This is a genomic window from Pseudomonas sp. C 49-2, assembly GCF_003970195.1.
GTDB lineage: Bacteria > Pseudomonadota > Gammaproteobacteria > Pseudomonadales > Pseudomonadaceae > Aquipseudomonas > Aquipseudomonas canadensis.
Map to the genome: position 1 here is coordinate 67,561 of NZ_RXYG01000007.1, position 12,816 is coordinate 80,376.

Consider the following 12,816-nt stretch of genomic DNA (forward strand, 5'->3'; position numbering starts at 1 on the left):
GGGCTTGCCCCCGATGATGGTGTGTCAGCTACAGATTGCTGACTGATACACCGCCATCGGGGGCAAGCCCCCTCCCACATTGGTATAGCGTTACTTTTTAAGACCGAGCTTCTTCAACTCTTCGTCGCGCAACTCACGGCGCAGGATCTTGCCCACGTTGGTGGTCGGCAATGCATCACGGAACTCCACGGCCTTGGGCACTTTGTAGGCGGTGACGTTGGCGCGCATGTGCTCCATCACCTGGTCCTTGGTCAGGGTCGCGCCCGGCTTGACCACGATAAACAGCTTGATATGTTCCCCGGACTTCTCGTCCGGCACACCGATGGCCGCGCACTGCAGCACGCCCGGCAAGCCCGCCAGCACGTCCTCCAGCTCATTGGGGTACACGTTGAAACCCGAAACCAGGATCATGTCCTTCTTACGGTCGACAATGCGCATGTAGCCGTCGGGCTGGATGATCGCGATGTCACCGGTCTTGAGCCAGCCTTCGCTGTCGAGCATCTCGTCGGTAGCGTCCTGGCGCTGCCAGTAGCCCTTCATCACTTGCGGGCCCTTGACGCACAGCTCGCCGGTTTCACCCAGGGCAAGTTCAGTGCCGTCGTCGGCGATGACTTTGCACACGGTGGACGGCACCGGAATGCCGATGGTGCCGATCTGGATGTGCTGGATCGGGTTCACGGTGGCCACCGGGCTGGTTTCGGTCATGCCGTAGCCTTCGCAGATGCCACACCCGGTCACGGCCTTCCAGCGCTCAGCGGCGGCCAATTGCAGGGCCATGCCGCCGGACAGGGTGACTTTCAGCGCGGAGAAGTCCAGCTTGCGGAATGCCTCGTTGTTGCACAGCGCCACGAACAGCGTGTTCAAGCCGACAAATCCACTGAACTTCCACTTCGACAGTTCCTTGACCATCGCCGGCAGGTCGCGCGGGTTGCTGATCAGGATGTTGTGGTTGCCGATCAGCATCATCGCCATGCAATGAAAGGTGAACGCATAGATGTGGTACAGCGGCAGCGGGGTGATCAGGATCTCGCAACCTTCATTGAGGTTGGAGCCCATCAGCGCCTTGCACTGCAACATGTTGGCGACCAGGTTGCGGTGGGTGAGCATCGCGCCCTTGGCCACGCCGGTGGTGCCGCCGGTGTATTGCAGCACCGCCACATCGCCACTGGCCGGGCTGGCATCGTTGACCGGTTGGCCGTTCCCCTTGGCCAGCACGTCATTGAATTTGATCGCGTTGGGCAAGTGATAGGCCGGGACCATTTTTTTCACGTACTTGATGACGCTGTTGATCAGCAGGCGCTTGAGCGGCGGCAACAGGTCGGCGACTTCGGTGACGATCACATGCTTGACGGCGGTCTTGGGCACGACCTTTTCCGCCAGGTGCGCCATGTTGGCCAGGCAGACAAGGGCCTTGGCACCGGAGTCGTTGAATTGGTGTTCCATTTCCCGCGCGGTGTACAGCGGGTTGGTGTTGACCACGATCAGCCCGGCACGGATGGCACCGAACACGGCAACCGGGTACTGGAGGACGTTGGGCAGTTGCACGGCGATGCGATCGCCGGGCTTCAAGTCGGTGTGCTGTTGCAGGTACGCGGCGAAGGCGCCGGACAATTCGTACAACTCACCGTAGGTGATGGTCTTGCCCAGGTTGCTGAAAGCCGGTTTGTTGGCGAAGCGCTGGCAGGACTGCTTCAGTACCGCCTGAATATTCGGATACTCGTCTGGATTGATTTCTGCAGCAATCCCGGCGGGGTACTTATCCTTCCAAAAGTCTTCGTTCATGGAAGCCCACTCCTCAGCGACGTCAGCGACGCGAATTCATCATCGCATTTGATGCGATTATTATTGGTGTATGTTTTTTTAGGTGAATCTGGCGCTTTCAAGCAGGCCGAGACGTCACAAAGCGCGCCGAGAGTAGCAGCTTTGCCAAAGGTCGCCTAGAGCCAAAGATGGGCCCCACGGTCATAAACGCGACTGTCCTACAATATTTGGTCACGGTTTAAATATAGCTGAAATACCTCCATAAAAGGCTCTGGAACAAGCTCTTCAGGCCAACCTAAAACAAATATGGGAGGGGGCTTGCCCCCGATTGCAGTGCCCCAGTCGATACATCTGGTGACTGACTCTCCGCTATCGGGGGCAAGCCCCCTCCCACATTCTTGACCGCATTTCACATCAGGCGATGTCGCGAAGCTCACGCCGCAAAATCTTGCCCACCGGCGTCATCGGCAACGACTCCCGCAACACAATGTGCTTGGGCACCTTGTACCCGGTGAAGTTGGTCTTGCAATAAGCCTTCAGCTCCTCAAGGCTCACCCCTTCGGCACGTGCCACCACAAACAGCTTCACCGCCTCCCCTGTGCGCTCGTCCGGCACGCCGATCACCGCACAGTTGGCCACGGCCGGGTGAGCCATCACCACGTCTTCGATTTCGTTGGGGTACACGTTGAAACCCGAGACGATGATCAGGTCTTTCTTGCGGTCGACGATGCGCACAAAGCCATCTTCGTCGATCACCGCGATGTCACCGGTCTTGAGCCAGCCTTCGGCGTCCAGCGCTTCAGCGGTAGCAGCCGGTTGCTGCCAGTAGCCCTTCATCACCTGTGGGCCCTTGATGCACAGCTCACCACGTTCGCCCAAGGGCAACTCGACGCCCTGATCATCGATCACTTTCATCGCCGTGGCCGGCACCGGGATGCCCACGGTGCCCAGGCGGGATTTATTGCCATAGGGGTTGGTGCTGGCCACCGGAGAGGTTTCCGTGAGGCCGTAGCCTTCGCCGATGGCGCAACCGGTGATCTGCTGCCAGCGCTCGGCAGTGGCCTTGATCAGTGCAGTGCCGCCGGAGTTGGTGAGCTTGAGGTGGGAGAAGTCGAGGGACTTGAAGTCAGGATGGTCCATCAACGCCACGAACAGCGTGTTGAGCCCCAGCAGCCCGGTGAAGCGCCACTTTTTCAGCTCCTTGATAAAGCCGCCGATGTCCCGCGGGTTGGTGATCAGCACGTTGTGGTTGCCCGAGACCATCATGCACATGCAATTCGCCGTGAAGGCATAGATGTGATACAGCGGCAGCGGCGCGATCATCACCTCCTGCCCTTCCTTGATCAACGGGTGGCCGTCCTCACCGGTCTGGGACATACAGGCGCGCACCTGTTGCATGTTTGCCACCAGGTTGCCGTGGGTGAGCATCGCGCCCTTGGCCAGGCCGGTGGTGCCGCCGGTGTATTGCAGCACGGCGATATCGTCCAGGGTCACCGGGTGGCGTGTCACGCCCAGGCCCGCGCCCATGCGCAGTGCGCGCTTGAACGACACCGCGCGCGGCAGGCTGTAGGCTGGCACCATCTTTTTGACCTTGTCGACCAGGGTGTTGACCAGCCAGCCTTTGGCGGCGGGCATGAAGTCGCCCATCTTGGCTTCGATCAGGTAGTCGATCTCGGTGTCGCTGCACACCTCCTGCACCCGCGAGCCGAACAGGTTGAGGTAGACCAGCGCACGTACGCCGGCGTCCTTGAACTGGTGACGCATCTCACGCGGGGTATACAGCGGGTTGGTGTTGACCACGATCAGCCCGGCACGCAAGGCGCCGAACACGGCAATCGGGTAATGCAGCACGTTGGGCATCTGCACCGCAATGCGGTCGCCCGGCTTGAGGTCGGTGTGCTGTTGCAGATAGCCGGCGAACGCCGCACTCTGGCGCTCAAGCTCGGCGTAAGTCAGGGTGATGCCCATGTTGCTGAATGCCGGACGGTCGGCAAAAGCCTTGCAGGAGCGCTCGAAGACCTCGATCACCGACTTGTAGGCAGACAGGTCGATATCATTGGGAACGCCCGCCGCGCGTTTGTCATTCCAGAAATCAGGTTGCATTATTCTTGTCCTCTTACCTGAGTGTGTCCGGCCGCTTTCCTAACGCTATAAAAAGCGGAGCTTTGGGGACGTTAGCAGCTATGACCAAACAGGCAAATACGCTAAATCGTGTCATTGATTGTATGAATCTTGCCCCTGATGCCTAGGATGCATAGACAGATACGCTGCCCTTCAATAGATGAGCTATACACTGCAACGACCCTGAGCAAAGGAAGCGCCATGAACCACAGCACCTTCTGGCTGGCCGCGAATGACCGCAGCCGCCTGTACGTCAATCAATGGATGCCCGACGGCCCGGCCAAGGCCGTGGTAATGCTGTCCCATGGCATGGCCGAACACAGTGGGCGCTATGCACGCCTGGCCGAGGCCCTGTGCGGCGCCGGCTACGGCCTGTATGCGCTGGACCAGCGCGGACACGGCCGTACCGCCGATGAAGGCACCTTGGGCCTGTACGCCGAGAAGGACGGCTGGAACAAGGTGGTGGGCGACCTGGCCAGTCTCAACCAGCATATCGGCCAGCAACAGCCGGGGTTGCCGATCATTCTGCTGGGCCACAGCATGGGCAGTTACATCGCCCAGGCCTACCTGCTGCACCACAGCGCCAGCCTGCATGGGGCGATTCTCAGTGGCTCGAACTTCCAGCCGGTGGCGCTGTACCGCGCCGCACGGGTGATCGCGCGGTTCGAGCGCCTGCGCCAAGGGTTGCGCGGGCGTAGTGCGCTGATCGAATTCCTGTCGTTTGGCTCGTTCAATAAAGCGTTCAAACCCAATCGCACCGCCTTCGATTGGCTCAGCCGTGACCCGGATGAGGTGGACAAGTACATCAACGACCCACTGTGCGGGTTCCGCTGTACCAACCAGCTCTGGATCGACCTGCTAGGCGGCTTGCAGCAGATCAGCAAAGCGTCCAATCTCGCGCAGATAGATCCGGGCCTGCCGATCCTGGTGATGGGCGGCGAATGTGATCCGGTGAGTGAGGGCAAGCGTCTCAACAGTCTGGCCGACGCGTTGCGCGACGCCGGCTGCCAGCACCTGCAACTGGCTGTCTACCCGCAGGCGCGTCATGAAGTGTTCAACGAAACCAACCGCGACGCTGTCACAGCGGATGTGCTGGCGTGGCTCGACCAGGCGCTGACATTACGCAGGCCGACCCGCTGCGAATAATTTTTCGTTTAAAATCAGTCAATTAAATTACCGATTAGCCACAGGATGCACCTTTAGATGACCCAGGTAACCAACACCCCGTACGAAGCCCTCGAAGTCGGCCAGACCGCCAGCTACAGCAAATTGGTGGAAGAGCGCGATATCCAGCTGTTCGCCGCGATGTCCGGTGACCACAACCCGGTGCACCTGGACGCCGAGTACGCCAAGGCGACCATGTTCAAGGAGCGTATCGCCCATGGCATGTTCAGCGGCGCCTTGATCAGCGCGGCCGTTGCCTGCGAGTTGCCTGGGCCGGGCACCATCTACATCGGCCAGCAGATGAGCTTCCAGAAGCCGGTAAAGATCGGCGACACCTTGACCGTGCGCCTGGAAATCCTCGAAAAGCTGCCGAAATTCCGCGTGCGCATCGCCACCCGTGTGTTCAACCAGCGTGATGAGTTGGTGGTGGACGGTGAGGCGGAGATCCTTGCGCCGCGTAAGCAGCAAGTCGTGACCTTGACCGAATTGCCGCCGATCAGCATTGGCTGATCCTTGCGCATAAAAAAGCCCCGCATCAGCGGGGCTTTTCCTATTCAGCTACGCCTCAAGACTGAGCGCGAGCCTGGTTACGCAGGGCTTTCACCTGGTCGTGGTTGCGTTGTACGCCGTGATACTGACGCTCAACCAGATCACGAATGCCCAGCAGGTTGTGCTTGTTGATCTTCTCGAGCGCGTCTTTATAAGCCTTCAGGGCATGGTCTTCACCACGCTCGGCTTCGTTCAGCACAGCCTCTTCATCCTTGCCGGTGAGCATCGACTTGACGTCGACCCAACCACGGTGCAGGGCACCAGCAACGCTGCCGGAATCTTCAGGATCACCGCCCAAGGCACGTACGGCAGTTTTCAGTTCAGCGGCGGCGGTGGCGCAGTCAGCGGAACGCTTGGCAAACAGGGCTTTGAGTTCTGGGTGCTTGATGTCTTCAGCGCACTCCTTGAAACCCTTTTGGCCGTCGATGCTGGTCTCGATCAGGTCGTTCAGTACGGAGATCGATTCTTTATTGATGTCAGTCATTTTTCAATTCCTTGTACGGGTTAGAAGGTTGTCTTAGTAGTTGCAGCGCCCGTGCCAGGTTTTCAAAAACATAATTAATTTTATATTTCAATAACTTACGATAAATTGAACCATCTGTATGTACGTTATTTGCATGATCTGTCATTTGGCCTTCATGCAGAATGCCTGTATTTTCCAAGCTCTCGATACAAACACCTGAGCCTTCATGAATCCCGAAAAACTCGAACTGCTGATCACCCGCGAAATGCCCTTCGGCAAATACAAGGGACGGATCATCGCCGACCTGCCCGGCCCCTACCTGAACTGGTTTGCCCGCGAAGGTTTCCCCCATGGCGAGCTGGGTGGTCTGCTGGCCCTGATGCAGGAAATCGACAGCAACGGCTTGTCTGAATTGTTAGAACCGCTGCGCGCAAAACACGGCAAACCCGCCCCTCGTCATTAAGAGCCCAGCCCATGCCACGGAATGCAGACAACGAACTTCACTGGTACACCATCGCCCAGCGTTACGCGCTGGAGCCCGGCCCGATCAACCTGGAAAACGGTTACTTCGGCCGCATGAGCCAAGCAGTACAGGCGCAGTACCTGGAACACGTTGCGTTTATCAACCGTAGCAACTCGTTGCATGTGCGCCAGCAATTCGAGCGTGGCGAAAACGATGCGATCCGCTGCCAACTGGCCGGGCTGATCGACGCTGACCCCGCCGCAGTGGCCTTCACCCGCAATGCCACCGAAGCCCTGCAATCGCTGATCCGCAACTACAACCGCCTGCAACCGGGCGATCAGGTGCTGATCAGCGACCTGGAGTACGACACCGTTAAAGGCGCGATGCGCTGGCTGGCGGGCTATCGCGGCGTGGAAGTCATCGAACTGTCCCACACGCACCCGGCGAGTTTCGACAGCCTGGTGCAGACGTATCGCGATGCATTCGTGCAGTACCCGCGCTTGAAACTGATGGCACTGACCCACGTGACCCACCGCACCGGCTTGGTCATGCCGGTGGCCGCGATTGCCCAGGCTGCGCGCGAGCAGGGCATCGATGTGATCCTCGACGGCGCCCATGCCCTGGGCCAGATCGAATTCAACCTGGCCGAATTGGGGATCCAGTTTGCCGGTTTCAACCTGCACAAATGGATTGGCGCCCCGCTGACGTTGGGCTTTCTGTACATCGCCCCAGAGCGTCTGGCAGACATTGATCCGGACATGGGCGAGTTCCACTACCCCGCCACCGACGTTCGCGCACGTACGCCCTACAGCACGCCGAATTTCCCGGCGCTGATGACACTGCCATTGGTGTTTGAAGAGCACCGGGAATTGGGTGGCTCGGCGGCCAAGGGTGCGCGGGTTAATTACCTGCGGGATTTGTGGGTGAAACAGGTGCGGGCTTTGCCGGGTATTGAAGTGCTGACGCCGGATGATCCCAGGCTGTATTGCGGGATTACGGCGTTCAAATTTGTCGGAAGGGACCAGCAGGTGATGGTGGATCGGTTGCTCAGGGACTTTGACTTGTTTACTACCACGCGCGTGGGTGCGGCGTTTGGGACGTGCATTCGGGTGACACCAGGGTTGGTGACTTCAGCTGCGGATATCAGCGTGTTGGTGAACGCGATTACCAAACTGAACGCAGATTAAACATGTGGGAGCTGGCTTGCCTGCGATGGCGGTGGGTCAGCAACCTATCTGGCACTGAGACACCGCCATCGCAGGCAAGCCAGCTCCCACATTTGAACATCGGTGTTCTTGAGGTTTTCTACAGGCAAAAAAAAGCGGTACACCGACCAAGTGCACCGCAAAAATGCCGTTAAGCACAGCAACAACGATTCGGTAAATCAGATCAATCCAGCAGCGCCAGCGCCTCAGCGGTGACTTCCTGGATGCGTGCCCAGTCGCCGTTCTTGACCCACTCAGGGTCGAGCATCCAGCTACCGCCCACGCACATCACGTTTTTCAACGCCATGTAGTTTTTGATGTTGGCCGGGCCGACGCCGCCGGTCGGGCAGAACTTCACTTCGCCGAACGGACCACCCAGGGCCTTGATTGCAGCCACGCCGCCGCTGACTTCGGCCGGGAACAGCTTGAAGCGGCGGTAGCCCAGGCCATAGCCTTCCATGATGCCCGAGGCATTGCTGATGCCGGGCAGCAGCGGGATCGGGCTGTGCACCGAGGCTTCCAGCAGGTCGCGGGTGATGCCTGGGGTGACGATGAACTGCGAACCGGCCACTTCGGCGGCTTCAAGCATGTGGCGGTCGAGCACGGTGCCGGCACCGGTGCACAGTTCAGGGCGTTGCTCGCGCAGGACCTGAATGGCCTTGAGGCCGAACTCGGAACGCAGGGTCACTTCCAATGCGGTCAAACCACCGGCTGCCAGGGCATCGGCCAGCGGCAGGATGTCCTGTTCGCGAGCAATGGTGATCACCGGCAGGATCCGCGCCTTGGCGCAGAGGCTGTCGATCAAGGCAACTTTATCCGCCATGGACACGGTCGGTTGAGGGCTTTTCATAGCGGCTGATCCTTGGCTCATGGGCACCAGTAAATCTCTAATGTAGGTTGCAGAAACGCGCGAATCGGCATGGCAGCAACGTCGTCACTGGCCAGCGCGGCGCTCAAGGTGGTCAATTTCGAACTGCCGGAAATCGACAGCACGGTGTACTTCGCCGTGGCCAGCAACGCGCGACTCATGGTCAGGCGCTGGTGCGGCACGGTCGGCGCCAGCATCGGCCAGCAACGGCGGGTACCGTCGGCCTCCAGTGCTTCGCTCAGGTTCGGGCTATTGGGGAACAGCGACGCGGTATGACCGTCATCGCCCATGCCCAGGACCAGCACATCAATGGCTGGTAATTCGGCCAGCAGGCGATCGGCCTGCTCGGCAGCGTCTTCGAGGTTGGCGGCAGCGCTGTAAAGGCTCAGGAACTTGGCCTTGGCCGCCGGGCCTTGCAGCAGGTGCTGCTTCAACAGGCCCGCATTGCTGTCGGCGTGTTCCACCGGCACCCAACGCTCGTCGGCCAGGGTGATGGTGACCTTGGACCAGTCCAGGCCCTGCTTGGCCAAGTGCTGGAAAAACGCCACGGGGCTACGGCCACCGGACACTACCAGGGTCGCTTCGCCACGGGCACTGATGGCCGTGCGCAACTGCTCGGCCACGTCATTGGCCAGCCCTTCCGCCAACAGCACCGGGGTGCGGTACTCATGGGGGGTTACGCCCTGGGGCAGTTTCAAATCAGATATCGCCATACCACGACCTCCCATCCCGCGTGATCAGTGCAATCGAGCTCATCGGCCCCCAGGAACCCGCCGCGTACGGCTTGGGCGCATCACCGGATTTCTTCCACCCGGCGATCAACTGGTCACACCACTTCCACGCGGCTTCGATTTCATCTTTGCGAACAAACAGGTTCTGATTGCCGCGCATCACTTCCAACAACAACCGCTCGTAGGCATCCGGGATCCGGGCGCTGCGGTAGGTGTCGGAAAAATTCAGTTGCAGTGGCCCGCTGCGCAGTTGCATGCCCTTGTCCAGGCCCTGCTCCTTGGTCATCACGCGCAAGGAAATACCTTCGTCCGGCTGCAGGCGGATGATCAGTTTGTTGCTGATCTGCAGGCGCTGCTCGGGAGCGAAGATGTAGTGGGACGGTTCCTTGAAGTGAATGACGATCTGCGACAACTTCTGCGGCATGCGCTTGCCGGTGCGCAGGTAGAACGGCACTCCGGCCCAACGCCAGTTGCGGATATCGGCACGCAGGGCGACAAAGGTCTCAGTGTCGCTCTGGGTGTTGGAATTCTCTTCCTCCAGGTACCCCGGCACAGGCTTGCCGGCGCTGTAGCCAGCGATGTACTGGCCGCGCACCACTTGGGTGGTCAGACCGTCCGGGCTGATCGGCGCCAGGGCCTTGAGCACCTTGACCTTCTCGTCGCGAATGCTGTCGGCGGACAGGTCGGCCGGCGGGTCCATGGCGATCAGGCACAGCAACTGCAGCAAGTGGTTCTGGATCATGTCGCGCAGTTGGCCGGCCTTGTCGAAATAGCCCCAACGGCCTTCGATACCGACCTGCTCGGCCACGGTGATTTCCACGTGGGAGATGTAGTTCTGGTTCCACTGGGTTTCGAACAGGCTGTTGGCGAAACGCAGGGCGATCAGGTTCTGGACGGTCTCTTTGCCCAGGTAGTGGTCGATGCGGTAGGTGCGGTTCTCCGGGAAGAACTGCGCCACGGCGTCGTTGACCTTGCGCGAGGACTCCAGGTCCGAACCGATGGGCTTTTCCAGCACCACGCGGGTGTTTTCCGCCAGGCCGACCTTGGACAGGTTCTCGCAAATCGCGCCGTACACCGCCGCCGGGGTGGCAAAGTAGGCGATCAAGCGTTGTTCGGTGCCGGCGATTTCCGCCAGGGCCACGTAGTCATCGGCTTTCATGAAGTCGACGTGAACATAAGTCAGGCGCGCCAGGAAACGCTGGGCGATGGTTTCGTCCAGTTCCTTGCCGACGTATTTACGCAATTCTTTTTCAATGTGCGCCAGGTGCTGTTGCTCGGAACCGGCTTCACGGGCCAGGGCCAGGATGCGCGTATCGTCGTGCAGGAGCGCGGCGCCATCGAGTTGATAGAGGGCAGGAAATAACTTGCGCAGCGCCAGATCACCCAAGGCGCCAAACAGGGCAAAGGTGCAGGGTTCTACGGTTATCGAAGGCATGATGTTTGTTCTTTTATCAAGTTAAGCTACAAATACCTTTTTTCAAGGCATCACTCAAGGAAAAATGTAGTAATAACCACAACATTTTCCCGAAATACGCATTCCGAGTGGTGGTGTTCAGCTACCCTCAGTAGGATAGGCCACCGCAAAAGACCACTCATCGATTGGTTGCCACCTTTTATTTGCATCGTCGCCCGAAGGAAAGACTGAATGGACCGCGTGCGAAATCTTCTGGAACAGATCCGGAACCGCCTCGAAGAATTGAACAAGGCCGAGAAAAAAGTCGCCGAGGTCATCCTGCTCAACCCGCAGCAGGCGACCCGCTTCTCTATCGCCGCCCTGGCCCAGGCCGCCTCGGTCAGTGAACCGACGGTCAACCGTTTCTGCCGTTCGTTCGGTGTCAGCGGTTACCCTGAACTGAAATTGCAGCTGGCGCAAAGCCTGGCCAGTGGTGCCGCGTACGTCAGCCGCGCGGTGGAGGCCGATGATAACCCTGAGGCCTACACCCAGAAGATCTTTGGCAGCGCCATTGCCTCGCTCGACAGCGCCTGCCAGGCCCTGGACCCGGCCCTGATCAGCAAAGCCGTGGACCTGTTGATCCAGGCCCGCCAGATTCACTTCTTTGGCCTCGGTGCTTCGGCCCCGGTAGCCATGGATGCGTTGCACAAGTTTTTCCGCTTCAACCTGGCGGTGACGGCCCACGCCGACGTACTGATGCAGCGCATGATCGCCTCAGTGGCACACACGGGCGAGCTGTTCGTGATCATTTCCTACACCGGGCGTACCCGTGAACTGGTGGAAGTGGCGCGTATTGCGCGGGAAAACGGTGCGTCGGTGCTGGGCGTGACCGCCGAGAACTCGCCACTGGCCAAGGCCAGTACCGTGAGTCTGAACATCCCGTTGCCGGAAGACACCGACATCTACATGCCGATGACCTCGCGAATTATCCAACTGACGGTGCTGGACGTGCTGGCAACCGGCATGACGTTGCGTCGCGGGGTGGATTTCCAGCCGCATTTGCGCAAGATCAAAGAGAGCTTGAATGACAGCCGGTATCCGGTGGGGGATGAGTTCAACTAAGCCGGCCTTTGTGTTGGCCGTATTAGCCTTATCGGGGGCAAGCCCCCTCCCACAGGGGAAAGCGCTAACAACGTGGGAGGGGGCTTGCCCCCGATGAGGCCTGCAGCCACACCACTAAACCCCAGCCCTGGCCTGCAAACTCAAATGCGCCCGCTCCCCCGGCGCCAGGCTCGCCCCGGCCATCGCCGACTCCACGCACACAAACCCCGACGCCTCATTGAAGCTCACGCCCAACAGTGGCCGGCTGCCTGGGTGCCACACCACCGTGTCGGCGCTGTCGCCCGTATCAATGCACAATTCACGCTGCCAGGCGTGATCCTTGAGCTGTAATTCGCCTTCGTGCTGGAACACCCGTTGGCACCCGCCCTCCACGCGTAGCTCGCCTTCCTGCTGGCAAACCTGGCGATTGAGCTGGTCGTAACCCTGCGCGCCCTCAAGCCCAGACAGCGCTACCTCATCGACGTGACCAATACGCCAGTAAGCATGCAACGCGTGACTCAGTTGGCACGGCAGTTCGTCCTGATGCTCGGTGCTCAGGCGCAGTTCCAGGGTTTCGCCCAGATGCGCGTGCAGGTCGACTTGCCAGTCGCACAACTGCAATTGCCAGTGCAGGCGTACGCCGTCGTCGTCGGTGCTGCTGTCGAGCAGTTTCCAGTCGATCAGCCTCGCCCAGCCATGGGAAGGCCAGGCATTTTCGCTCGGGTGACGGCCATACCACGGCCAGCACACCGGAACGCCACCACGGATGGCGCCGACTTGCGGCCACTTGGCCGCACACCACAACCAAGGCTTCTGACCGGTAGGCTGAAAGTGCAGCAATTGCGCGCCCTGGCGACTGAACACCGCTTGGCACAGCGGATGGTCGATCACCAACACGTCACGCATCTGGAAGCGCTCCCAGGCGAACACCGGGCGCTCGCGCAGGGATTTGAAAAAGCGTTGCAGCGGTTGCTCATGCATGTGCCACAGTCCTGAA

12 protein-coding genes are annotated in these 12,816 nt (G+C 59.8%); 5 read left to right on the plus strand and 7 right to left on the minus strand.

Annotated features, from left to right (window positions below; translation table 11 throughout):
• Positions 1-90 precede the first annotated feature (90 nt).
• Both fadD1 and fadD2 read right to left on the minus strand, forming a co-directional pair.
• The gene (gene fadD1 / locus EJ576_RS15500) at positions 91-1,782 is read right to left on the minus strand and encodes a long-chain-fatty-acid--CoA ligase FadD1 (protein WP_028617690.1); all 1,692 of its coding nucleotides are present in this window, start codon (positions 1,780-1,782) and stop codon (positions 91-93) included.
• Between the two features lie 393 nt (positions 1,783-2,175).
• A complete protein-coding gene (gene fadD2, locus EJ576_RS15505) occupies positions 2,176-3,864 on the minus strand; it encodes a long-chain-fatty-acid--CoA ligase FadD2 (protein ID WP_068932381.1) in 1,689 nt (562 codons plus the stop codon).
• A 219-nt stretch (positions 3,865-4,083) separates the two neighbouring features.
• Here fadD2 and EJ576_RS15510 point away from each other — a divergent pair, with 219 nt between their 5' ends.
• Together EJ576_RS15510 and EJ576_RS15515 are read left to right on the plus strand one after the other, a co-directional pair.
• Positions 4,084-5,028, plus strand: coding sequence for an alpha/beta hydrolase (locus EJ576_RS15510; RefSeq protein ID WP_123474654.1), 945 nt, complete (start codon positions 4,084-4,086; stop codon positions 5,026-5,028).
• A gap of 57 nt (positions 5,029-5,085) precedes the next feature.
• Positions 5,086-5,556, plus strand: coding sequence for a MaoC family dehydratase (locus tag EJ576_RS15515; RefSeq protein ID WP_010208208.1), 471 nt, complete (start codon positions 5,086-5,088; stop codon positions 5,554-5,556).
• A gap of 55 nt (positions 5,557-5,611) precedes the next feature.
• Here the strand turns inward: EJ576_RS15515 and EJ576_RS15520 are convergent, their stop codons facing one another.
• A complete protein-coding gene (locus EJ576_RS15520; protein ID WP_126570672.1) occupies positions 5,612-6,079 on the minus strand; it encodes a PA2169 family four-helix-bundle protein in 468 nt (155 codons plus the stop codon).
• A gap of 205 nt (positions 6,080-6,284) precedes the next feature.
• On the opposite strand from EJ576_RS15520, the gene EJ576_RS15525 reads away from it, so the two are divergent.
• Both EJ576_RS15525 and EJ576_RS15530 read left to right on the plus strand, forming a co-directional pair.
• Positions 6,285-6,521: a DUF3820 family protein gene (locus EJ576_RS15525; RefSeq protein WP_010208204.1), complete on the plus strand. Its 237-nt coding sequence runs from the start codon at positions 6,285-6,287 to the stop codon at positions 6,519-6,521.
• Between the two features lie 11 nt (positions 6,522-6,532).
• Complete coding sequence (locus EJ576_RS15530) at positions 6,533-7,708, plus strand: aminotransferase class V-fold PLP-dependent enzyme (RefSeq protein ID WP_126570673.1); 1,176 nt, start codon at positions 6,533-6,535, stop codon at positions 7,706-7,708.
• A gap of 202 nt (positions 7,709-7,910) precedes the next feature.
• On the opposite strand, the gene EJ576_RS15535 is transcribed toward EJ576_RS15530, so the two are convergent.
• From EJ576_RS15535 to zwf, 3 genes are read right to left on the minus strand one after another with little or no spacing between them, the layout of a single operon-like run.
• On the minus strand, positions 7,911-8,576 hold the full coding sequence (locus EJ576_RS15535) for a bifunctional 4-hydroxy-2-oxoglutarate aldolase/2-dehydro-3-deoxy-phosphogluconate aldolase (protein WP_025858441.1): 666 nt from the start codon (positions 8,574-8,576) through the stop codon (positions 7,911-7,913).
• 17 nt (positions 8,577-8,593) lie between these two features.
• The gene (gene pgl / locus EJ576_RS15540) at positions 8,594-9,307 is read right to left on the minus strand and encodes a 6-phosphogluconolactonase (RefSeq protein WP_126570674.1); all 714 of its coding nucleotides are present in this window, start codon (positions 9,305-9,307) and stop codon (positions 8,594-8,596) included.
• Positions 9,294-10,760 carry a glucose-6-phosphate dehydrogenase gene (gene zwf, locus EJ576_RS15545; protein WP_025858439.1) on the minus strand — a complete coding sequence of 489 codons (1,467 nt, stop codon included), beginning with the start codon at positions 10,758-10,760 and terminating at the stop codon, positions 9,294-9,296. Before zwf ends, pgl begins: the two co-directional genes overlap by 14 nt.
• Positions 10,761-10,979: 219 nt before the next feature.
• Here zwf and EJ576_RS15550 point away from each other — a divergent pair, with 219 nt between their 5' ends.
• On the plus strand, positions 10,980-11,840 hold the full coding sequence (locus tag EJ576_RS15550) for a MurR/RpiR family transcriptional regulator (protein ID WP_170039859.1): 861 nt from the start codon (positions 10,980-10,982) through the stop codon (positions 11,838-11,840).
• 114 nt (positions 11,841-11,954) lie between these two features.
• On the opposite strand, the gene EJ576_RS15555 is transcribed toward EJ576_RS15550, so the two are convergent.
• A complete protein-coding gene (locus EJ576_RS15555) occupies positions 11,955-12,800 on the minus strand; it encodes a D-hexose-6-phosphate mutarotase (protein WP_028617698.1) in 846 nt (281 codons plus the stop codon).
• Positions 12,801-12,816 lie beyond the last annotated feature (16 nt).

Bases quoted from the DNA above. Each gene is read 5' to 3' on its own strand.
- fadD1 (WP_028617690.1), bottom strand. From the start codon at position 1,782: ATGAACGAAGACTTTTGGAAGGATAAGTACCCCGCCGGGATTGCTGCA.
- EJ576_RS15515 (WP_010208208.1), top strand. From the start codon at position 5,086: ATGACCCAGGTAACCAACACCCCGTACGAAGCCCTCGAAGTCGGCCAG.
- EJ576_RS15535 (WP_025858441.1), bottom strand. From the start codon at position 8,576: ATGAAAAGCCCTCAACCGACCGTGTCCATGGCGGATAAAGTTGCCTTG.
- EJ576_RS15510 (WP_123474654.1), top strand. From the start codon at position 4,084: ATGAACCACAGCACCTTCTGGCTGGCCGCGAATGACCGCAGCCGCCTG.
- EJ576_RS15525 (WP_010208204.1), top strand. From the start codon at position 6,285: ATGAATCCCGAAAAACTCGAACTGCTGATCACCCGCGAAATGCCCTTC.
- EJ576_RS15520 (WP_126570672.1), bottom strand. From the start codon at position 6,079: ATGACTGACATCAATAAAGAATCGATCTCCGTACTGAACGACCTGATC.
- fadD2 (WP_068932381.1), bottom strand. From the start codon at position 3,864: ATGCAACCTGATTTCTGGAATGACAAACGCGCGGCGGGCGTTCCCAAT.
- zwf (WP_025858439.1), bottom strand. From the start codon at position 10,760: ATGCCTTCGATAACCGTAGAACCCTGCACCTTTGCCCTGTTTGGCGCC.
- EJ576_RS15530 (WP_126570673.1), top strand. From the start codon at position 6,533: ATGCCACGGAATGCAGACAACGAACTTCACTGGTACACCATCGCCCAG.
- EJ576_RS15555 (WP_028617698.1), bottom strand. From the start codon at position 12,800: ATGCATGAGCAACCGCTGCAACGCTTTTTCAAATCCCTGCGCGAGCGC.
- pgl (WP_126570674.1), bottom strand. From the start codon at position 9,307: ATGGCGATATCTGATTTGAAACTGCCCCAGGGCGTAACCCCCCATGAG.